Source organism: Stutzerimonas azotifigens DSM 17556 (assembly GCF_000425625.1).
GTDB classification, from domain to species: Bacteria; Pseudomonadota; Gammaproteobacteria; order Pseudomonadales; family Pseudomonadaceae; genus Stutzerimonas; species Stutzerimonas azotifigens.
In genome coordinates this window covers 28008-48118 of record NZ_KE384417.1, presented here as the reverse complement: position 1 = coordinate 48118, position 20111 = coordinate 28008, and the positions used below count along the sequence as shown (strand labels likewise).

The following is a 20111-nucleotide window of genomic DNA, read 5'->3' as shown; positions in this document are numbered from 1 at the left end:
GGGGACTCGTTCGCGGTCAAGACCGCTCCCACAAGCTGATCGCCCCGGGGGCGGGCCTCCCACAAGAACCCTCACCCCTGGCCCCTCTCCCGTGGGGAGAGGGGGATGTCTCCGTGGCGCCGTCGCTCTCTACAGCGGGTAGTTCGCCAGCTCCCGTGCAATGAGCATGCGCTGGATTTCGCTGGAACCCTCGTAGATCTGGGTGATGCGCGCGTCGCGGTAGTACTTCTCCACCGGATAATCTTCCAGGTAGCCGTATCCGCCGTGAATCTGGATGGCCTGCGAGCAGACCTGCTCGGCCATTTCCGAGGCGAACAGCTTGGCCTGGGAGGCTTCGGAGAGGCAGGGCAGGCCGGCGCTTCTCAGCCGTGCGGCATGGAGCATGAGCAGGCGGGCGGCGTTCAGCCGGGTGTGCATGTCGGCGAGCATGTTGGCGATGCTCTGGTGCTCGGCGATCGGCTTGCCGAACTGCACGCGCTCGCGGGCGTAGGCCAGGGCCGCCTCGAAGGCGGCGCGGGCGATGCCGAGGGCCTGGGCGGCGATGCCGATGCGCCCGCCTTCGAGGTTGGACAGGGCGATGGCCAGGCCTTTTCCTCGTTCGCCGAGCAGGTTGGCCGCCGGGATGCGGCAGTCGGCGAGGGTGACGGCGCAGGTGTCGGAGGCGCGCAGGCCCATCTTGTGCTCGCTGCGCTCGACCGTGAAGCCGGGCGTATCGGTCGGCACCAGGAAGGCGGAAAGGCCTCTCTTGCCCTGGTCCGGGTCGGTCACCGCGAAGACGATGGCGACCTTCGCGCGGCGGGCATTGCTGCAGAACTGCTTGGCGCCGTTGAGCTCCCAGTGGCCGTCGGCCCGCTCGGCGCGGGTGCGCAGGTTGTGCGCCTCGGAGCCGGCCTGCGGTTCGGTCAGGGCGAAGCAGCCGATGGCGCGGCCGCTGGCCATTTCCGCCAGCCATTCGTCCTTCTGCGCCTGGCTGCCGTACTTGAGGATGGGCCCGCAGCCGACCGAGTTGTGGATGCTCATCAGTGCGCCGACCGCGCCGTCGCCGGCGGAGATTTCCTCCACCGCCAGGGCGTAGGCGACGTAGTCGACGTAGCTGCCGCCCCATTCTTCCGGCACCACCATGCCCAGCAGGCCGAGCTCGCCCATCTGCGCCACCAGGGCGTCGTCGATCCAGCCGGCTTCTTCCCAGGCCCGCGCATGGGGGGCGATCCGTTCGCGGGCGAACGCGCGCGCCATGTCGCGGACCATGCGTTGCTCGTCGGTGAGTTCGATGTCGTGCATCGCGAAGCTCCTGTGCTCAGGCGGTGGTCAGGCGGCGGGCCCTGGCCGCGGCGGGCTTGAAGCCGGCGAAGAAGGCCTCGACCTGCTCGGGGCTCACGGCGTCCAGGGCCGGCGGGTTCCAGCGCGGGTTCTTGTCCTTGTCGACGATGAGCGCGCGCACGCCTTCCATGATGTCGCCCTTGGCGAACCACTGGCGGTCCAGGTGCAGCTCCAGCGCGAAGCAGGAGGCCAGGTCGAGCAGGCGGCCGCGGTGCAGCAGTTCGCGGGTGACGCACATGGCCAGCGGCGAGCGGCTGTCCATCACCTGCAGCGTGCGCTGCGCCCAGTCGCGGTAGGCTGGGCGTTGTTCGTCGGCCAGCGACGCGCGGATCGAGGCGACGTCCGGCTGGGCGAAGTGCAGGTCGATCGCCGGACGCAGCGTTTCCAGCTCGGGCTCGCCCGGGTTGCCCAGCGCCAGGGTGGAGACCAGCGTGCGCAGCGCCTCCTGCGGATGCACCGACCAGGCCATGCCGTCGAGGCAGCGGTCCAGTTCGGCCAGTTGATCATGGGCGATGCAATGGTCGGCGAGCCCCGCATGGAGCGCGCCCGCCGCGCCGATGTGCACGCCGGTCACGCCCAGGTAGGTGCCGAGTTCGCCCGGCAGGCGCGAGAGGAAGTAGCTGCCGCCCACGTCCGGGAAGTAGCCGATGCCGACTTCGGGCATGCCCATCCGCGCGCGTTCGGTGATCACCCGCAGGGTGGCGCCCTGGACCAGGCCCATGCCGCCGCCGAGGACGAAGCCGTCCATCAGCGCGAGGACCGGCTTGGAGTAGGCGTGGATGTACTGGTCGAGCGCGTATTCCTCCTCGAAGAAGGTTTCGTGGCGCTTGTCGCCGGCCTTGAAGCTGTCGTAGAGGAAGCGGATGTCGCCGCCGGCGCAGAAGGCCTTCTCGCCGTTGCCGCGCAGCACCACGGCATGGATGGCCGGGTCCTCGGCCCATTCGGCGAGCTGGCCGTGCAGCTGGCGGATCATCTCCAGCGTCAGCGCATTGAGCCCCGCCGGGCGGTTGAGGGTGAGATGGCCGATGTGGTTGCGCACGGCGCTGAGAACGGGAGCTTGGGTGTCGGTCATGCGTCGTCGCCTTTGCGGTACTGGTTGATGATCGCGGAGAAGTCCAGGCCGCCATGGCCGCCGGCGCTGAACGCCTGGTAGAGCTGCTGGGCGACCGCGCCGAGGATCACCGGCTGGCGCACCTGCCGGGCCGCCTCGGTGGCCAGGCCCAGGTCCTTGAGCATCAGGTCGGTGCCGAAGCCGCCGCTGTAGCCGCGCGAGGCCGGGGCGTTCTCCAGCACGCCGGGGAAGGGGTTGTAGGTGTCCGAGCTCCAGCAGCGGCCGCTGGAGGTGTTGATCACGCCGGCCAGCACCTTGGCGTCCATGCCCAGCGCAACGCCCAGGGCCATGGCCTCGGAGACGCCAATCATGGAGATGCCCAGCAGCATGTTGTTCGCCACCTTGGCCACCTGGCCGTTGCCGGCGGCGCCGCAGTGGATGATGTTCTTGCCCATGGCTTCGAGAATCGGGCGGGCGCGTTCGAAGTCCTCGGTGCTGCCGCCGACCATGAAGGTCAGGGTGCCGGCCGCGGCGCCGCCGGTGCCGCCGGAGACCGGCGCGTCGAGCATGGGGTTGCCGTGCCGGCGGGCGGCCTCGGCCACCTCGCGGGCGCTGTGCGGGTCGATGGTGGAGCAGTCGATCAGCGGCACGCCGGGCCGCGCGCGGGCGATCAGCCCCTCGTCGCCGAGGTACACGGCTTTGACGTGCGGCGCGGCGGGCAGCATGGTGATGATGAGTTCGGCGTCGCTGGCGGCGATTCCCGCCGGCGGCAGGGCGGCGGCGCCGGCTTCGACGAGGCTGCCGACCGCCGCTTCCGAGAGGTCGAAGACGCTCAGCCGGTGGCCGGCCTTGAGCAGGTTGCGGGCCATGGGCGCGCCCATGTTGCCCAGGCCGATGAATCCGATGTGCATGGCTGTTCCTCTTGTTCTTGTTCGTGGGGCTGGCGTGATTGCCATGTCGCCGCGGGGGCGCGCCTCCCACAGGAGTGGGGGATAGGCTTCATGTGGGAGGCCCGCCCTCGGAGCGATGAAGCAGCGTATGCCCTGCGCTTGGCGACTGCTTCAGCGGTGCCTGAAGTCCGGCTTGCGCTTCTCCGTAAAGGCCGTCATGCCTTCCTTCTGGTCGGCGGTGGCGAAGGCCGCATGGAACACCCGGCGCTCGAAGCGGATTCCCTCGGCCAGGGTGGTCTCGAAGGCGCGGTTGACGCTCTCCTTGATCATCAGGGTGGCCGGCAGCGACTTCTCGGCGATCTGCCGCGCCGCCTCCAGCGCCTCCTCCAGCAGTTGCTCCTGCGGCACCACGCGGGCGACCAGCCCGGCGCGTTCGGCTTCCCCGGCGTCCATCTGCCGGCCGGTGAGGCACAGGTCCATGGCCTTGGCCTTGCCGATGGCGCGGGTCAGCCGCTGGGTGCCGCCGATGCCCGGCAGCACGCCGAGGTTCACTTCCGGCTGACCGAAACGGGCATTGTCGGCGGCGATGATGAAATCGCACATCAGCGCCAGCTCGCAGCCGCCGCCGAGGGCATAGCCGGCCACCGCGGCGATCATCGGCTTGCGCCGGGCGGCGATGCGGTCGGCCTCGGCGAAGAAATCGTCGAGGTAGATCTGCGGGTAGGAGAGCCCGGCCATCTGCTTGATGTCGGCACCGGCGGCGAAGGCCCTGGCCGAGCCGGTGAGCACCACGCAGCCGATGCCGGGATCGGCCTCCAGCTCGGCGAGCGCCGTATTGAGCTCGCTTATCAGCTCGGCATTGAGCGCATTGAGCGCCTGTGGCCGGTTGAGGGTGACCAGCGCGACGCGCTCGCGGCGCTCGACGGTCAGGGTCTGGTAGTCCATGTCCAGGGCTCCGTCACTTGAGGTTGATGGTGGTGTTCACCACGCCGCCCACTTCGTTCTCGTCGAACCAGCGCGCTGTGACCGTCTTGGTCTGGGTGTAGAACTGCACCACCTGCTTGCCGTAGGGGCCGAGGTCGCCGAGCTTGGAGCCGCGCGAGCCGGTGAAGGAGAACATCGGCACCGGCACCGGGATCGGCACGTTGATGCCCACCTGGCCGACGTCGATTTCTTCCTGGAAGTGCCGCGCGGCGGCGCCGGAGCGGGTGAAGATGGCGGTGCCGTTGCCGTTGGGGTTCTCGTTGATCATCGCGATCGCCTCGTCCAGGGTGTCGGCGGCCATCACGCAGAGCACCGGGCCGAAGATCTCCTCCTTGTAGATGTCCATCTGCGGGGTGACGCCGGAGAACAGGGTCGGGCCGACGAAATTGCCCTTCTCGTAGCCGGCGACCTGCGCGTTGCGGCCGTCCAGCTCCAGCGTCGCGCCTTCCTGTTCGCCACGGGCGATCAGGCCGCTGACGCGGTCCAGCGCCGCGCAGGACACCAGCGGGCCGAGGTCGGCGCCCGGCTCGGTGCCGGCGCTGACCTTGAGGCCGCGGCCCTTGTCGGCCAGGTCGGCGATCCACTGCTGCGCCTCGCCGACCAGGATCACCACCGACAGCGCCATGCAGCGCTGGCCGGCCGCGCCGAAGGCGGCGCCGGCGATGGCGTTGAGGGTCTGCTCCTTGTGCGCGTCCGGCAGCACGATGGCATGGTTCTTCGCGCCCATCATGCACTGCACGCGCTTGCCGGCTTCGCTGGCGCGGCGATAGACGTGCGTGCCCACCCTGGTCGAGCCGACGAAGGACACGGCCTTGATGTCGCGGTGGTCGCAGATCGCGTTCACCGCATCGGCGCCGCCGTGCACCACGTTCAGCACCCCCGGCGGGATGCCGGCTTCCAGCGCCAGCTCGCACAGGCGCATGGTGACCATCGGGTCCTGCTCGGACGGCTTGAGGACGAAGGTGTTGCCGGTGGCGATGGCCATCGGGAACATCCACAGCGGGATCATCGCCGGGAAGTTGAACGGGGTGATGCCGGCGCACACGCCCAGCGGTTGCAGCAGGGTGTAGGTGTCCACCCCGCCGGCGACGTTGTTGGCCAGCTCGCCGAGCTGCAGGTTGCCGATCCCGGCGGCGTGCTCGACCACCTCCAGGCCGCGGAACACGTCGCCCTCGGCGTCGGCCAGGGTCTTGCCCTGCTCGGCGGTGAGGATGGCGGCCAGCTCCTTCATGTTCTCGCGGATCAGTTGCTGGTACTTGAGGAAGATCCGCGAGCGCGCGCCGATCGGCGTCTTGCGCCAGGTCTTGAAGGCTTCGCGGGCGGCGTCGACGGCGGCGTCGATCTCCTGCGCGGTGGCGAAGGGCACCCGCGCCAGCACCTCCTGGGTCGCCGGGTTGACGATGTCGCGCCATTCGGTGGTGGTGGATTCGACGAATTCGCCGTTGATCAGCAGCTTGACGGTGGGGGTGTCGGTCGACATGGGGCTCTCCGCGCATCTTGTTGTTGTGGGCTCGCTCGAGCGGGCAGCGAGGGCTAACCTGAGCCTAGCAGTGCATTTTTCCTCATACCAACAAGACGATCTGCAGAGGCGCTCTGCGGATTTGCACAAGGGAAACGCAAGGGGCAAGCATGGACTGGGACAACCTGCGCTTCTTCCTCGAGGTCGCCCGCGCCGGGCGCCTGACCACCGCCGCCCGGCGCCTGGGCGTCGACCACACCACGGTCTCGCGCCGGCTGCAGGCGCTGGAGAAGAGCACCGGCCTGCAGCTGTTCCTGCGCGAGCCCGGCGGCTACCGGCTCACCGAGGCGGGACGCGGGCTGCTGCCGCGGGTAGAAGCCATGGAGAGCGCCAGCACGGCGATCGAGCAGGCGCTGCCCAACCCCGGCGACAAGCTCTCCGGGCAGGTGCGCATCGGCGCCACCGAGGGCTACGGCACGCTGATGCTGGCCGGGCAGCTGGCGGCGCTCGGCGAACGCTACCCGCACCTGAACATCGACCTGCTGGCATTGCCGCGGGCGGTGCGGCTGTCGCGCCACGAGGCGGACATCGTGATCACCCTGGAGCGGCCCGAGCGTGGCCCCTTCATCATCACCCGGCTCACCGACTATGTGCTGCGGCTGTACGCCTCGCGCGACTACCTGGCGCGGCACCCGCCGATCCGCCGGCAGGCCGACCTGGCGGCGCACCGCTTCGTCAGCTACGTCGACGACCTGGTGTTCTCCAAGGAACTGCTGTTTCTCGAGGGCCTGGCCGACGCCCAGGCGGTGGGGCTGCGCAGCACCAGCGTGCTGGCCCAGCAGGAAGCGGTGGCGGCGGGGGCCGGCATCGCCATCCTGCCGGCCTTCTCCGCCGACGGGGACGCCCGCCTGCAGGTGCTGCTGGCGGACGAGGTGCGCTTCACCCGGACCTTCTGGATGCTGATGCCGATCGAGTTCAAGGACCTGGCGCGCATGCGCGTGACCTGGGATTTCCTCAAGGGCATTGCCGAGCAGTCGCAGGCGCGGATGATGGGCGAGTCCTGAGGGTCACAGGCGCTCGAAGATTGCGGCGATGCCCTGGCCGCCGCCGATGCACATGGTCACCAGTGCGTAGCGCCCGCCGATGCGCTGCAACTCGTAGAGCGCCTTGGTGGTGATGATCGCCCCGGTGGCGCCGACCGGATGGCCGAGGGAGATGCCCGAGCCGTTGGGGTTGACCTTCTGCGGGTCGAGACCGAGCTCCTGCATGACCGCGCAGGCCTGGGCGGCGAAGGCCTCGTTGGCTTCGATCACGTCCATCTGCTCGACGGCTAGCCCGGTACGCGCCAGCACCTTGCGCACCGCCGGCACCGGACCGATGCCCATGTACGCCGGCTCTACGCCGGCATGCGCGTAGCCGACCAGGCGGGCCAGCGGCTGCAGCCCCAGCGCGTCGGCACGCTCGGCCGAGGCCAGCAGCACCGCCGCGGCGCCGTCGTTCAGCCCGGAGGCGTTGCCGGCGGTGACCGTGCCGTTGTCCTTCTGGAACACTGGCTTCATCGCCGCCAGCTGCGCCGCCGTCACCTCGCCGCGCACGTGCTCGTCGGTGTCGAAGTGGGTCACGCCCTTGCGGGTGCGGATCTCCACCGGGACGATCTGCTCGCGGAAACGGCCGGCCTCGATGGCCTGGGCGGCGCGCCGCTGGCTCTCGACGGCCAGGGCGTCCTGCTGCTCGCGGCCGATGCGGTAGCGCTTGGCGACGTTCTCGGCGGTCACCCCCATATGGAAGCGGCCCCAGGGGTCGTGCAGCACGCCGTGCAGGTAGTCCACCGCCTGCGCGTCGCCCATGCGGCCGCCCCAGCGCATGGCCGGGAGCATGTAGGGGCCGCGGCTCATGCTTTCCGCGCCGGCGCCGATCGCCACCTCGGCATCGCCGAGCTGGATCGCCTGGGCGGCGGAGACGATGGCCTGCAGGCCCGAGCCGCACAGGCGGTTGACGTTGAACGCGGGTGTCTCGATCGGGATGCCGGCCTCGACGGCAGCGACGCGGCTCAGGTAGGCATCGGCCGGCTCGGTGGGAATCACGTTGCCCATCACCACGTGGCCGACCTCGGACGGGTGGATGCGTGCCCGCTGCAGGGCGCCATGGCAGGCGAGGGTGGCCAGGCGGGTGAGCGGGATGTCCTTGAGCGAGCCCCCGAAGGAGCCGATGGCGGTGCGGGCGGCACCGAGGATGACGACGTCGCGTTGGGTCATGAGCATTCCCTGTGGTTGCCTGGCGTCGAGCGCCGGCGGTTTGTTTTTGGATGGCTGGGAACTTTATCAGTCTCAGGGTTCGAAGGTGCGTCGGCAGCGCTGCATGCCGCCTCCACCTGCGGGTTGGCAAGCGTGATTGGCGGGTTTGCCGCCCGCTTCGGAACCACGCACGCATTCCGTGCGGCAGTCCCGGTCCGGCGGTAGCCAGTGTTCCGGGACGCCTGCTAAGCTCCCCGACTCTCAACGGTCCGCCCACTGGGCGTCAGAAAAGGAAACAGCATGAGACATCACCGTTTGGCCTCCGCGATGGCCCTCGTCGGCCTGGTGCTGGCCGGGTGCGATTCGCAGACCAGCGTCAAGCTGGACACTCCGGCGCAGAAAGCCTCCTACGGCATCGGCCTGAACATGGGCAAGAGCCTCGCGCAGGAAGGCCTGGATGATCTCGACCCGCAAGCCGTCGCCCTGGGTATCGAGGATGCCGTCGGCAAGAAGGAGCAGAAGCTGACCGACGAGCAGCTGATGGAAGCCTTCACCGCACTGCAGACCCGCGCCGAAGAGCGCCTGGCCAAGCAGAACGAAGAGAGCCTCGCCGCCGGCAAGAAATTCCTCGAGGACAACGCCAAGCGCGAAGGTGTGACCACCACCGAATCCGGCCTGCAGTACGAAATCGTCGAGAAGACCGACGGCCCGCAGCCGGGGCCGAACGACGTGGTGACCGTGCACTACGAAGGCCGCCTGGCCGACGGCACCGTGTTCGACAGCTCGATCAAGCGCGGCACCCCGATCGACCTGCCGGTCAGCGGCGTCATCCCGGGCTGGGTCGAAGGCCTGCAACTGATGCACGAAGGCGAAAAGGCCAAGCTCTACATTCCCAGCGAGCTGGCCTACGGCGAGCAGAGCCCGAGCCCGCTGATCCCGGCGAACTCCGTGCTGGTGTTCGACCTGGAGCTGATCGACATCAAGAACGAGGAAAACGAGCAGCCCACCGAAGCCCCGGCCGAAGAAGGCGCCGAGGCCCCGGAAGCCGCCGCTCAGTAAGCCCCGACCTCGCTCGACGAACGCCTCGCGATCGCGGGGCGTTTTCGTTCTGGGCAAGGGCACGTGGCCTCCCTCATCCGGCCCTGCGGGCCACCTTCTCCCGGAGGGAGAAGGGACAAGCACGGCGCGGCCTGCTGGCTGGGGTGTGGACCTGTAGGAGCAGGCTCTGCCTGCGACACGGGCAATAAAAAAGCCCCGGGCTTTCACCTCGGCCCTGGCTCCGCGACCTGGACTCGACGGCGCAGCCGAACGCGCTTGAGCGCGGCCCCGAAGGGGTGAGGCCCTTTGGGCCGAATAACCTGGGACGCAGTCCCTGGTGAGAGTCGGCGGGCAATAAAAAAGCCCCGGGCTTTCACCTCGGGGCTTGGAAACTGGCTCCGCGACCTGGACTCGAACCAGGGACCCAGTGATTAACAGTCACTTGCTCTACCGACTGAGCTATCGCGGAACAACGGTGCGTATCCTACTGTTTACAAAGGAGAAGTCAAGCCCGTCGCGATCACAGGATACGCACGATGGCGTCGGTGATGTAATCCAGGTTCTTGCGGTTCAGGGCCGCGGCGCAGATGCGGCCGGTGGCGATCGCGTAGACGCCGAACTCCTCGCGCAGGCGGTCGACCTGCTCGGAGGTCAGGCCGGAGTAGGAGAACATGCCGCGCTGGCGGCTGACGAAGCCGAAGTCCTGCCTGGCGCCCTTGGCCCTCAGCTGCTCGACCATGGCCACGCGCATCTCGTGGATGCGGTTGCGCATCTCGCCCAGTTCCTGTTCCCAGAGCGCGCGCAGTTCGATGCTGGAGAGCACGCTGGCGACGATGGTGGCGCCGTGGGTCGGCGGGTTGGAGTAGTTGGTGCGGATCACTCGCTTGACCTGCGAAAGCACGCGGGCCGATTCCTCGCGGTTGGCGGTGACGATCGACAGCGCGCCGACCCGCTCGCCATACAGCGAGAACGACTTGGAGAACGAGCTGGAGACGAAGAACGACAGCCCCGATTCGGCGAACAGGCGCACGGCCGCGGCGTCCTCTTCGATGCCATCGCCGAAGCCCTGGTAGGCGATGTCGAGGAAGGGCACGTGGTCGCGCTCCTTCAGCACCTCGAGCACCGCCTTCCAGTCGTCCAGGGTCAGGTCGACGCCGGTCGGGTTGTGGCAGCAGGCGTGCAGCACGATGACCGAGCGGGCCGGCAGCTGGCGCAGGTCCTCGAGCATGCCGGCGCGGTTGACGCCATTCGTGGCGGCGTCGTAGTAGCGGTAGCTGTGCACCGGGAAACCGGCCGACTCGAAGAGGGCGCGGTGGTTCTCCCAGCTCGGGTCGCTGATGGCGACCAGGCTGTCGGGCAGCATGCGCTTGAGGAAGTCGGCGCCCACCTTGAGTGCGCCGGTGCCGCCGAGCGCCTGGGTGGTGACCACGCGGCCGTCGGCCAGCAGGTTGGAGTCGGCGCCGAACAGCATCTTCTGCACCGCGCTGTCGTAGGCGGCGATGCCTTCGATCGGCAGGTAGCCGCGCGGCGCCTGGGCGGCCAGGCGGGCCTTCTCGGCCTCGAGCACGGCGCGCAGCAGCGGCACCCGCCCTTCATCGTTGTAGTACACGCCCACGCCAAGGTTGACCTTGTTCGGCCGCGGGTCGGTGTTGAAGGCTTCGGTAAGGCCGAGGATCGGGTCGCGCGGCGCCATTTCGACAGCAGAGAACAAACTCATGTAGGCAGGGCTCGAAAGGAAGAAGGGTGGAGGAGGCGGGCAACACCCAGGGCGGTCGACCGTTCGGCGACAGGTCGCCGGGCGCGGGTTGAATTCGGCGGCAGGATCCCTCAATTAGAGGGCGAAACCGTCGAGTACCGATCGGCGCCGAGCGCATGCCTGTCCGATGCTAGGGCGGTGCTCAAACGGGGCGCTATTATAGCGGCCCTGTCTGCACGCTGCGAGACGTGGGACCCGCTATTTGCAAGGTCATTCGGCGGCTCGTCACCCGGGACTCGCCCGTTCGTCGCCCGACCCTCCCAGGCGTCTCCCTCCGAGAGGTACCGATGTCCAAATTCGAACTGGTCACCCGATTCAAGCCCGCCGGCGACCAGCCGGAAGCCATCCGGCAGATGGTCGAGGGGCTGGAAGCCGGCCTGTCGCACCAGACGCTGCTCGGCGTCACCGGCTCGGGCAAGACCTTCAGCATCGCCAACGTCATCGCCCAGGTGCAGCGCCCGACGCTGATCCTGGCGCCGAACAAGACGCTGGCAGCCCAGCTGTACGGGGAGTTCAAGTCGTTCTTCCCGAACAACGCGGTGGAATACTTCGTCTCCTACTACGACTACTACCAGCCGGAAGCCTACGTGCCGTCGTCGGACACCTTCATCGAGAAGGATGCCTCGATCAACGACCACATCGAGCAGATGCGCCTGTCCGCGACCAAGGCGCTGCTGGAGCGCCCGGACGCGATCATCGTCACCACCGTGTCGTGCATCTATGGCCTGGGCGACCCGCAGTCGTACCTGAAGATGGTGCTGCACGTCGACCGCGGCGACCGGCTCGACCAGCGCGAGCTGCTGCGCCGGCTGACGGGCCTGCAGTACACGCGCAACGACATGGACTTCGCCCGCGCCACCTTCCGCGTGCGCGGCGACGTGATCGACATCTTCCCGGCCGAATCGGACCTGGAAGCCATCCGTATCGAACTGTTCGACGACGAGGTGGAAAGCATCTCGGCCTTCGATCCGCTGACCGGCGAGGTGATCCGCAAGCTGCCGCGCTTCACCTTCTATCCCAAGAGCCACTACGTCACCCCGCGCGAGACGCTGCTGGACGCGGTGGAGAAGATCAAGGCCGAGCTCAAGGAGCGGCTCGATTACCTGCGCGGGCAGAACAAGCTGGTCGAGGCGCAGCGCCTGGAGCAGCGCACCCGCTTCGACCTGGAGATGATCCTCGAGCTGGGCTACTGCAACGGCATCGAGAACTACTCGCGCTACCTGTCCGGGCGCGAATCCGGCGAGCCGCCGCCGACGCTCTACGACTACCTGCCGCCGAACGCGCTGCTGGTGATCGACGAATCGCACGTCAGCGTTCCGCAGGTCGGCGCCATGTACAAGGGTGACCGTTCGCGCAAGGAAACCCTGGTGGAATACGGCTTCCGCCTGCCGTCGGCGCTGGACAACCGGCCGATGCGCTTCGACGAGTGGGAGGCCATCAGCCCGCAGACCATCTTCGTCTCGGCCACCCCCGGCCCGTACGAGGACGAGCACGCCGGGCGGGTGATCGAGCAGGTGGTACGCCCCACCGGTCTGGTCGATCCGCAGGTGGAAGTGCGTCCGGCGCGCACCCAGGTGGACGACCTGCTGAGCGAAATCCGCAAGTGCGTGGCCAGCGAGGAGCGGGTGCTGGTCACCACCCTGACCAAGCGCATGGCCGAGGACCTCACCGACTACCTCGGCGACCACGACGTCAAGGTGCGCTACCTGCACTCGGACATCGACACGGTCGAGCGGGTGGAGATCATCCGCGACCTGCGCACCGGCGCGTTCGACGTGCTGGTGGGCATCAACCTGCTGCGCGAGGGCCTGGACATGCCCGAGGTGTCGCTGGTGGCGATCCTCGATGCCGACAAGGAAGGCTTCCTGCGTTCCGAGCGTTCGCTGATCCAGACCATCGGCCGCGCGGCGCGCAACCTCAACGGCCGGGCGATCCTCTATGCCGACGTGGTGACCGGCTCCATGCAGCGCGCCATCGACGAGACCGAGCGGCGTCGGGCCAAGCAGGTCGCCTTCAACGAAGCGCACGGCATCGTGCCCAAGGGCGTCAAGCGGGACATCAAGGATATCCTCGAGGGCGCCGTGGTCCCCGGTGCACGCAGCAAGAAGCGCCGCGGCGAGGCCAAGGCCGCGGAAGAGGCGGCCCGCTACGAGAACGAGCTGCGCTCGCCGAGCGAGATCACCCGCCGCATCCGCGTGCTGGAAGAGAAGATGATGGAACTCGCCCGCGACCTCGAGTTCGAGGCCGCCGCCCAGACCCGCGACGAGATCCAGAAGCTGCGCGAGCGGTTGTTGCAGGTTTAGGCAGGTCGGAGCAAGAAGAGCGGTCGCAGGTAGAACCTGCTCCTACAGGCAAGCACCACTCATGTAGGAGCAGGCTCTGCCTACGACCCATGCCACCCAGGGACGGGTGAAGAAGGAGCAACGGAATACAGCATTACCGACCGGGCACCAGGAGCCTGCGCCTCGGGCGCTATTCGGAGCCAGGCGCATCTACCTGGTGACCGCCGTCACCCAGGCGCGCGAGGCGCTGTTCTCCGACTGGCGTCTTGGGCGCCTCGTCGTTGGCGAGATGCACGTCGCGCAAGGCAATGGCCTGCTGCGGTCGCTCGCCTTCGTCGTCATGCCCGACCAATTTCCATTGGCTCTTCGAACTCGGCGGGCAGCCGCTCGATGCCGTTCCTCGCTCGGTTCAAATCACGCAGCGCCAAAGCCGTGAATGCCGTCCTGGGACGTACCGGCCAGGTCTGGCAGCGTGGCTTTCATGACCATGCGGTTCGTCGTGAGCAAGACATCCAGCCGCTTGCCCGTTATGTGGTCGCCAATCCCCTCCGTGCCGGGTTGGTGCAGCGCATCGGGACTATCCGTTGTGGGATGCCGTCTGGCTCTGATCGCCCCGTGTAGGAGCAGGCTCTGCCTGCGACCCTGGCAATGCCGGGCCTTTGGCGAGCGGTCGCAGGTAGAACCTGCTCGTACAAGGAGCGCGTGCGAGCGGCTGTGGTTGGGCGCGTGCCGGTCTGTAGGAGCAGGCTCTGCCTGCGCCCCTGGCGGTGCCGAGGGCCTTTGGCGAGCGGTCGCAGGTAGAACCTGCTCGTACAAGGAGCGCGTGCGAGCGGCTGTGGTTGGGCGCGTGCCGGTCTGCAGGAGCAGGCTCTGCCTGCGACCTTGGCGATGCCGGGGCTTTGGCGAGCGGTCGTAGGTAGAACCTGCTCCCTACAAGGAGCGCGTGCGAGCGGCTGTGGTTGGGCGCGTGCCGGTCTGTAGGAGCAGGCTCTGCCTGCGACCCTGGCGATGCCGAGGGCCTTTGGCGAGCGGTCGCAGGTAGAACCTGCTCCTGCAAGGAGATCATGCGAGCAGGGGGTCAATGCCCGGCCGCGCCGCCCTGCATGGTCTTCGGCAATGGGCGGGTGAGGAGCACGGCGATCATGCTGATGCCCAGGGCCAGGCCGACGAAGTGGAAGGCGTCGTTGTAGGCCATGATGGTCGCCTGCTGGTGCACGATCTCGCTCAGCCGGCCGAGCGCGGCCTGTTCGCTGCCGAGCTGGCCGGTCAGTTGCTGCAGCCGCTCGGCCACCGCCGGGTTGCTCGGTACTACCGATTCACGCAGGTAGTCGAAGTACACCTTGGTGCGGCTGTCGAGCAGGGTCGCCAGCAGGGCGATGCCGATGGCGCCGCCGAGGTTGCGCAGGATGTTGAACAGGCTCGACGCCGAGCCCGCGTCCTGCGGCGGCACGTAGGCGGTGGCGATCAGCGAGACCGTGACCATGATCAGCGGCTGGCCCAACGCACGAATGATCTGGATCGGATGGAACTGCTCGCCGGCGAAATCCGGGTTCAGCGCGCCCGAGGCGAAGCTGGACAAGCCGAACAGCAGGAAACCGGCCGCGCACAGCCAGCGCGGCGAGATCACCTTCATCAACTGCGGCACCAGCGGGATCAGGAACAGCTGCGGCAGGCCCATCCACATGATCACCTGGCCGATCTGCAGGGCGTTGTAGTTCTGGATCTGCGCCAGGTACAGCGGCAGCAGGTAGATCGAGCCGTACAGCCCCAGGCCCATGCCGACGCTGGCGATGCTGGTCAGGCCGAAGTTGCGTTCGCGCAGAATCCTCAGGTTGATCAGCGGATTGGGTTTCGACAGCTGCAGCAGTACGAACAGCATCAGCGAGACCAGCGCGATACTGCCGAGTGTGACGATCAGCTGCGATTCCAGCCAGTCCTTGCGGTGGCCTTCCTCGAGGAATACCTGCAGGCAGCCGAGGCCCAGGCCGAGGGTGACGATGCCGGCGTAGTCGGTACTCTTGAGCAGCTCCCAGTGCGGCGCCTTCTTCTCCAACCCGTAGAGCATGCCGGCGATCATTAGCAGCCCCGGCGGCACGTTGATGTAGAAGATATACTCCCAGCCCCAGTTCTCGGTCAGCCAGCCGCCTAGCGTCGGGCCGATGGACGGGGCGAAGGTGGCGGTGATGGCGAACAGCGCCATGCCCTTGGCGCGCTGGCTCTCCGGCAGCTTGATCAGTGTCAGGGTGAAGGCCAGGGGGATGAGTGCGCCGCCGGTGAAGCCCTGCATGGCGCGAAACACGATCATGCTCTCAAGGTTCCAGGCCAGCGAGCAGAGCAGCGAGGAAATCAGGAAGCCGATCGACACCCAGACCGCCAGCCGTCGCGCCGAGAGCAGCTGCACCAGCCAGGCGGTCAGCGGGATCATGATGATCTCGGCGACCAGGTAGGAGGTGGAAATCCAGGAGCCTTCCTCGAGCGTTGCCGACAGCGCGCCCTGAATGTCCTTCAGCGAGGAGTTGGTGATCTGAATGTCCAGCACCGCCATGAAGGCGCCGAGCATGGCACTCATCACGGCGATCCAGTCGCGCCGGGTCGGCGCCTCGGTCGGACGGACCAGCGCGTCAGCGGCCATCGACGGCGACCTTCACCTCCACCGACATGCCGGGGCGGATGCGCCCGGCCAGTGGGTTGTCGGCGGCGAAGGTGAGCTTGACCGGGATGCGCTGGACCACCTTGGTGAAGTTGCCGGTGGCGTTGTCCGGCGGCAGCAGGCTGAACTGCGCGCCGGAGGCGGCGAACAGGCTGTCGACGCGGCCCTCGATGGGCGTGTCGGGGAAGGCGTCGAAGGTCAGCTCGGCTGACTGCCCCGGCTGCATGCGGCCGATCTGCGTCTCCTTGAAGTTGGCCTGCACCCAGATGTCCCGGGTCGGGACGATCGCCATCAGGTGCGCACCCGGCTGGATGTACTGGCCGACCCGCGCCGAGCGCTGGCCGATCACGCCGCTGGCGGGCGCATGGATCTCGGTGCGGGTGAGGTTCAGCTGCGCCTGTTCGATTTCCGCGCGGGCGCTGAGCAGCTGCGCCTCCAGCCGCGCGATCTCCGCCTGCAGCGCCTCGACCTGCTGGCGCTGGGCCTTGAGGTCGGCCTCGGCCCTGGCCGTCTGCGAGCGGGCGATGCGCGCGTCGGCGGTGAGGCTGGCCACCTGCTCCTCGGACACGTAGCCGGGCTTGCGCAGCGCCTGCACGCGCATCAGGTCCGCCTGGCTGCGCTCCTGCGTGGCTTTCGAGGCGACCACGCCGGCCTCGCTGGCGGCGATCAGACTGTCCTGCCGGCTCAGCTGGCTGCGCGCCTGGGCCAGTTCCGCCTCGTGGGTGGCCAGGTTCGCCTGCGCACGGGCGAGGGCGAGCCGGAAGTCCTGGTCCTCGAGGCGCAGCAGCAGGTCGCCGGCCTGCACCTGCTGGTTGTCCTCGACGTAGACCCGCTCGATCCTCGCCGCCAGCTGACTGGAGATGCGGGTGATCTCGCCCTGCACGTAGGCGTTGTCGGTGTGTTCGAAATGCCGCCCGACGAAGAACCAGTGCGCGAACAGCGCCCCGGCGACCAGGACCAGCAGGAACAGGAAGATGAACAGACGACGCTGCAGCGGGCGGGGCATGGCGGGCTCGGTGGCGGGCGGTGGGTCGTCGAATCTAGCAGTGTTCCCCTTCGCTCAGTAGTCGCTAGAATCGGGACGCTTTGTTGCATCAGGGGAACAATCATGGGGCTGGACGATGCGCTGGTGTTCGCCCGCGTGGCCGAGGCGCTGAGCATCACCCAGGCGGCGCTGCACCTGGGCATGCAGAAATCCACCGTCAGCCGGCGCATCGCCCAGCTGGAGGCGCGGCTGGGCGTGCGGCTGCTGAACCGGACCACCCGCAAGCTGCGCCTGACCGACGTCGGCCAGGCGTACTACGAACGCTGCCGGCAGATCCTGCTGGACGTCGCCGAAGCCGAGCAGGCGGTGATGCAGCTGCAGCAGTCGCCGGCCGGCGTGTTGCGCATCACCGCGCCGATCGAGTTCGGCCAGTGGGTGCTGGCGCGGATGCTCGGCGACTTCATGCGCCTGCACCCAGCGATCGCCGCCGAAGTGGAGCTGACCTCGCGGCAGGTCGACCCGCTGGAGGAGGGTGTGGACATCGCCATCGTCGTCGGCCGGCCCCAGGAATCCAGCCTGATCGCCCGCAAGCTGTTCGAGACGCGCCGGAGGCTGTGCGCCAGTCCTGCTTATCTTGCGCAGCACGGTACGCCGGCGAGCGTCGACGACCTGGCCGGGCACCGCGCGGTGATGCTCGCCCAGGACCCGGCGCGCTACTGGCCGGTACTCGACCGCCACCTCGCCTGCACGCGAGTGCTGACCTGCAACAACGTCACCTTCGCCCGCGAGGCGGCGCTGGCCGGGGTCGGCATCGCCGCGCTGCCGGCCATGCTTACCGAGCACGAGATCCGCCAGGGCCTGCTGGTCGAGGTGCTCGGCGATACGCCGCTGCCAACCGGGGAGATTCATGCGCTCTATCCTTCGCGTCGGTTCCAGGCGATGAAGGTCACCGCTTTTCTCGATTTCCTGGTGCAGAGCATTCCGGTGCTGGACGGCCCGCTGGTGGAGCCGGTGGAGCCGCGCCTGATAACATCGCGCCTTTACCCGCGCTGAGGCCGCGCGCCGCCGCGGCCGGGCACGACCGGCGCTCAATCACGTCAGAGAGTCTTATGACCACCGTTCGCACTCGCATCGCTCCCTCGCCGACCGGCGATCCGCACGTCGGCACCGCCTACATCGCACTGTTCAATCTGTGCTTCGCGCGCCAGCACGGCGGCCAGTTCATCCTGCGCATCGAGGACACCGACCAGCTGCGCTCCACACGCGAGTCCGAACAGCAGATCTACGACGCCCTGCGCTGGCTCGGCATCGAATGGGACGAAGGCCCGGACGTCGGCGGCCCGCACGGCCCCTACCGGCAGAGCGAGCGCGGCGCCATCTACAAGAAATATTCCGACGAGCTGGTGAGCAAGGGCCACGCGTTCCCCTGCTTCTGTTCCGCCGAACGCCTCGACCAGGTGCGCGCCGAGCAGCAGGCACGCAAGGAAACCCCGCGCTACGACGGCCACTGCATGCACATCGCACCGGACGAGGCACAGCGCCGCATCGCCGCCGGCGAGTCGCACGTGGTGCGCATGAAGGTGCCGAGCGAAGGCCTCTGCGTGGTGCCGGACATGCTGCGCGGCGACGTCGAGATCCCCTGGGATCGCATGGACATGCAGGTGCTGATGAAGGCCGATGGCCTGCCCACCTACTTCCTGGCCAACGTGGTGGACGACCACCTGATGGGCATCACCCACGTGCTGCGCGGCGAGGAGTGGCTGCCCTCGGCGCCCAAGCTGATCAAGCTCTACGAATACTTCGGCTGGGAGCAGCCGGCGCTGTGCTACATGCCGCTCCTGCGCAACCCGGACAAGAGCAAGCTCTCCAAGCGCAAGAACCCCACCTCGGTGACCTTCTACCAGCGCATGGGCTTCCTCCCCGAGGCGATGCTCAACTACCTCGGACGGATGGGCTGGTCCATGCCGGACGAGCGCGAGAAATTCACCCTGCAGGAGATGATCGAGCACTTCGACATCGAGCGCGTCTCGCTCGGCGGGCCGATCTTCGATATGGAGAAGCTCTCCTGGCTGAACGGCCTGTGGATCCGCGAGCTGCCGGTCGAGCGCTTCGCCGAGGAAGTGCGCAAGTGGGCGCTCAACCCCGACTACCTGATGAAGATCGCCCCGCACGTGCAGGGCAGGGTGGAGACCTTCGGCCAGATCGCCCCGCTGGCGAGCTTCTTCTTCTCCGGCGCGCTGAAGCTGGACCCGGCGCTGTTCGAGCACAAGAAGCTCGCCCCGGAGCGGGTGCGCCAGGCACTGCAGCTGATCCTGTGGAAGCTCGAGGCCCTGCGCCAGTGGGAGAAGGAGCGGATCACCGGCTGCATCCAGGCAGTGGCCGAATTCCTCGAGCTCAAGCTGCGCGACCTGATGCCGCTGATGTTCGCCGCCATCACCGGGCAGGCGAGCTCGGTCTCGGTGCTCGACGCCATGGAAATCCTCGGCCCGGACCTGACCCGCTTCCGCCTGCGCCAGGCGCTGGAGCTGCTCGGCGGTGCCTCCAAGAAGGAAGCCAAGGAGTGGGAGAAGCAGTTGGCGGCCATCGGCTGACCGAGAGGCGTTCGCAACGGCCGGCAGACGTTCCCGCAAGGGGGCTGCCCCTTGCGCTAAACGCTTGGCGGGATTGGGAAAAATTTTGTTGACAGTGCCCGGGGGCGTCCCTAATATGCGCCCCGTCCACGAGATGGGGCTATAGCTCAGCTGGGAGAGCGCTTGCATGGCATGCAAGAGGTCGACGGTTCGATCCCGTCTAGCTCCACCAATCTCGCTCAGGTTTCACCGGTTCGCCAGTTTGGCGGGCTGACCCAGAAGGGTTCTGCGTCCCCTTCGTCTAGTGGCCTAGGACACCGCCCTTTCACGGCGGTAACAGGGGTTCGAGTCCCCTAGGGGACGCCACTATTCCAGCGCAGCAGCGATGCTGCTCGTCGAGAGACGCTAAATCCGGGGCTATAGCTCAGCTGGGAGAGCGCTTGCATGGCATGCAAGAGGTCGACGGTTCGATCCCGTCTAGCTCCACCAATTCCACGACGAGGCCGCATTCGCCGGTCCCGTTCCTCGAAGGTTACGTCCCCTTCGTCTAGTGGCCTAGGACACCGCCCTTTCACGGCGGTAACAGGGGTTCGAGTCCCCTAGGGGACGCCAGTTTTTGCCCGGTTTGGGCATCAAAGGGTCGCTTCTTACGAAGTGGCCCTTTTTGTTTTTCAGCGCCCGTGAAACCTTTGACCCCGGGCGGGCCTGTCCGCCCGCAGTCGCCGCGAGGGCGCGCCTCCCACAGGGTCCGGTGCGGCACCGCCTGCTTTTGTGGGAGGCCCGCCCTCGGGGCGATCAGCTTGTGTGCGGTCTTGACCGCGAACGAGTCCCCGCCCGTTCGCGGCCAAGGCCGCTCCTACGAAGAGCCATGTGCCGGATCCTGGCCGCCGAT

At 67.8% G+C, this 20111-nt stretch carries 14 protein-coding genes, 5 tRNA genes and 1 pseudogene; 10 read left to right on the top strand and 10 right to left on the bottom strand.

Annotation, left to right across the window (positions count from 1 at the left end; translation table 11 throughout):
* Nucleotides 1-129: 129 nt before the first annotated feature.
* The 5 genes from H610_RS0119475 to H610_RS0119455 form a co-directional block, all read right to left on the bottom strand.
* Nucleotides 130-1281, bottom strand: coding sequence for an acyl-CoA dehydrogenase family protein (locus tag H610_RS0119475; RefSeq protein WP_028241217.1), 1152 nt, complete (start codon nt 1279-1281; stop codon nt 130-132).
* Nucleotides 1282-1297: 16 nt separating this feature from the next.
* Nucleotides 1298-2392, bottom strand: coding sequence for an enoyl-CoA hydratase/isomerase family protein (locus tag H610_RS0119470; protein WP_028241216.1), 1095 nt, complete (start codon nt 2390-2392; stop codon nt 1298-1300).
* Entirely contained in the window at nt 2389-3282 is an 894-nt protein-coding gene (gene mmsB / locus H610_RS0119465) for a 3-hydroxyisobutyrate dehydrogenase (RefSeq protein ID WP_028241215.1), read from the bottom strand. Before mmsB ends, H610_RS0119470 begins: the two co-directional genes overlap by 4 nt.
* Before the next feature lie 150 nt (nt 3283-3432).
* The gene (locus tag H610_RS0119460) at nt 3433-4206 is read right to left on the bottom strand and encodes an enoyl-CoA hydratase (protein ID WP_028241214.1); all 774 of its coding nucleotides are present in this window, start codon (nt 4204-4206) and stop codon (nt 3433-3435) included.
* A 13-nt stretch (nt 4207-4219) separates the two neighbouring features.
* Nucleotides 4220-5725, bottom strand: coding sequence for a CoA-acylating methylmalonate-semialdehyde dehydrogenase (locus tag H610_RS0119455; protein ID WP_028241213.1), 1506 nt, complete (start codon nt 5723-5725; stop codon nt 4220-4222).
* A 149-nt stretch (nt 5726-5874) separates the two neighbouring features.
* On the opposite strand from H610_RS0119455, the gene H610_RS0119450 reads away from it, so the two are divergent.
* Nucleotides 5875-6768 (top strand): LysR family transcriptional regulator, encoded by an 894-nt coding sequence (locus H610_RS0119450; RefSeq protein WP_028241212.1) that lies wholly within the window; start codon nt 5875-5877, stop codon nt 6766-6768.
* A gap of 3 nt (nt 6769-6771) precedes the next feature.
* Here the strand turns inward: H610_RS0119450 and H610_RS0119445 are convergent, their stop codons facing one another.
* Nucleotides 6772-7959: an acetyl-CoA C-acyltransferase family protein gene (locus H610_RS0119445; RefSeq protein ID WP_028241211.1), complete on the bottom strand. Its 1188-nt coding sequence runs from the start codon at nt 7957-7959 to the stop codon at nt 6772-6774.
* A 279-nt stretch (nt 7960-8238) separates the two neighbouring features.
* Between H610_RS0119445 and H610_RS0119440 the strand changes: the two genes are divergently transcribed.
* Nucleotides 8239-8997, top strand: a complete 759-nt coding sequence (locus H610_RS0119440; RefSeq protein WP_043239112.1) for an FKBP-type peptidyl-prolyl cis-trans isomerase — start codon at nt 8239-8241, stop codon at nt 8995-8997.
* Between the two features lie 372 nt (nt 8998-9369).
* Here the strand turns inward: H610_RS0119440 and H610_RS0119435 are convergent.
* Together H610_RS0119435 and H610_RS0119430 are read right to left on the bottom strand one after the other, a co-directional pair.
* Nucleotides 9370-9445: transfer RNA gene (locus H610_RS0119435), tRNA-Asn, on the bottom strand.
* Between the two features lie 51 nt (nt 9446-9496).
* A complete protein-coding gene (locus H610_RS0119430; protein ID WP_028241209.1) occupies nt 9497-10693 on the bottom strand; it encodes an amino acid aminotransferase in 1197 nt (398 codons plus the stop codon).
* Between the two features lie 326 nt (nt 10694-11019).
* Here H610_RS0119430 and uvrB point away from each other — a divergent pair, with 326 nt between their 5' ends.
* Together uvrB and H610_RS25205 are read left to right on the top strand one after the other, a co-directional pair.
* Entirely contained in the window at nt 11020-13035 is a 2016-nt protein-coding gene (gene uvrB / locus H610_RS0119425; protein ID WP_028241208.1) for an excinuclease ABC subunit UvrB, read from the top strand.
* 125 nt (nt 13036-13160) lie between these two features.
* Nucleotides 13161-13622: pseudogene (locus H610_RS25205) on the top strand (REP-associated tyrosine transposase).
* Between the two features lie 470 nt (nt 13623-14092).
* Here the strand turns inward: H610_RS25205 and H610_RS0119415 are convergent.
* Entirely contained in the window at nt 14093-15646 is a 1554-nt protein-coding gene (locus H610_RS0119415; RefSeq protein WP_028241207.1) for a DHA2 family efflux MFS transporter permease subunit, read from the bottom strand.
* A complete protein-coding gene (locus H610_RS0119410) occupies nt 15636-16670 on the bottom strand; it encodes an HlyD family secretion protein (RefSeq protein ID WP_028241206.1) in 1035 nt (344 codons plus the stop codon). The genes H610_RS0119415 and H610_RS0119410 overlap by 11 nt, the downstream gene beginning before the upstream one ends.
* A gap of 102 nt (nt 16671-16772) precedes the next feature.
* On the opposite strand from H610_RS0119410, the gene H610_RS0119405 reads away from it, so the two are divergent.
* From H610_RS0119405 to H610_RS0119380, 6 genes are all read left to right on the top strand, one after another.
* Complete coding sequence (locus H610_RS0119405) at nt 16773-17702, top strand: LysR family transcriptional regulator (protein ID WP_028241205.1); 930 nt, start codon at nt 16773-16775, stop codon at nt 17700-17702.
* Between the two features lie 56 nt (nt 17703-17758).
* Nucleotides 17759-19240: a glutamate--tRNA ligase gene (gene gltX / locus H610_RS0119400; protein ID WP_028241204.1), complete on the top strand. Its 1482-nt coding sequence runs from the start codon at nt 17759-17761 to the stop codon at nt 19238-19240.
* Nucleotides 19241-19375: 135 nt separating this feature from the next.
* A tRNA-Ala gene (locus H610_RS0119395) sits at nt 19376-19451 on the top strand.
* Between the two features lie 58 nt (nt 19452-19509).
* Nucleotides 19510-19585 (top strand) — tRNA-Glu (locus tag H610_RS0119390).
* Nucleotides 19586-19632: 47 nt separating this feature from the next.
* Nucleotides 19633-19708: transfer RNA gene (locus H610_RS0119385), tRNA-Ala, on the top strand.
* Between the two features lie 47 nt (nt 19709-19755).
* A tRNA-Glu gene (locus tag H610_RS0119380) sits at nt 19756-19831 on the top strand.
* Nucleotides 19832-20111: the final 280 nt, after the last annotated feature.

What these genes read in the sequence shown, in the direction of transcription:
- gltX (WP_028241204.1), top strand. Translation starts at nt 17,759, where the DNA reads ATGACCACCGTTCGCACTCGCATCGCTCCCTCGCCGACCGGCGATCCG.
- H610_RS0119445 (WP_028241211.1), bottom strand. Translation starts at nt 7,959, where the DNA reads ATGACCCAACGCGACGTCGTCATCCTCGGTGCCGCCCGCACCGCCATC.
- H610_RS0119430 (WP_028241209.1), bottom strand. Translation starts at nt 10,693, where the DNA reads ATGAGTTTGTTCTCTGCTGTCGAAATGGCGCCGCGCGACCCGATCCTC.
- H610_RS0119405 (WP_028241205.1), top strand. Translation starts at nt 16,773, where the DNA reads ATGGGGCTGGACGATGCGCTGGTGTTCGCCCGCGTGGCCGAGGCGCTG.
- H610_RS0119415 (WP_028241207.1), bottom strand. Translation starts at nt 15,646, where the DNA reads ATGGCCGCTGACGCGCTGGTCCGTCCGACCGAGGCGCCGACCCGGCGC.
- H610_RS0119460 (WP_028241214.1), bottom strand. Translation starts at nt 4,206, where the DNA reads ATGGACTACCAGACCCTGACCGTCGAGCGCCGCGAGCGCGTCGCGCTG.
- uvrB (WP_028241208.1), top strand. Translation starts at nt 11,020, where the DNA reads ATGTCCAAATTCGAACTGGTCACCCGATTCAAGCCCGCCGGCGACCAG.
- H610_RS0119410 (WP_028241206.1), bottom strand. Translation starts at nt 16,670, where the DNA reads ATGCCCCGCCCGCTGCAGCGTCGTCTGTTCATCTTCCTGTTCCTGCTG.
- mmsB (WP_028241215.1), bottom strand. Translation starts at nt 3,282, where the DNA reads ATGCACATCGGATTCATCGGCCTGGGCAACATGGGCGCGCCCATGGCC.
- H610_RS0119455 (WP_028241213.1), bottom strand. Translation starts at nt 5,725, where the DNA reads ATGTCGACCGACACCCCCACCGTCAAGCTGCTGATCAACGGCGAATTC.
- H610_RS0119475 (WP_028241217.1), bottom strand. Translation starts at nt 1,281, where the DNA reads ATGCACGACATCGAACTCACCGACGAGCAACGCATGGTCCGCGACATG.
- H610_RS0119470 (WP_028241216.1), bottom strand. Translation starts at nt 2,392, where the DNA reads ATGACCGACACCCAAGCTCCCGTTCTCAGCGCCGTGCGCAACCACATC.
- H610_RS0119440 (WP_043239112.1), top strand. Translation starts at nt 8,239, where the DNA reads ATGAGACATCACCGTTTGGCCTCCGCGATGGCCCTCGTCGGCCTGGTG.
- H610_RS0119450 (WP_028241212.1), top strand. Translation starts at nt 5,875, where the DNA reads ATGGACTGGGACAACCTGCGCTTCTTCCTCGAGGTCGCCCGCGCCGGG.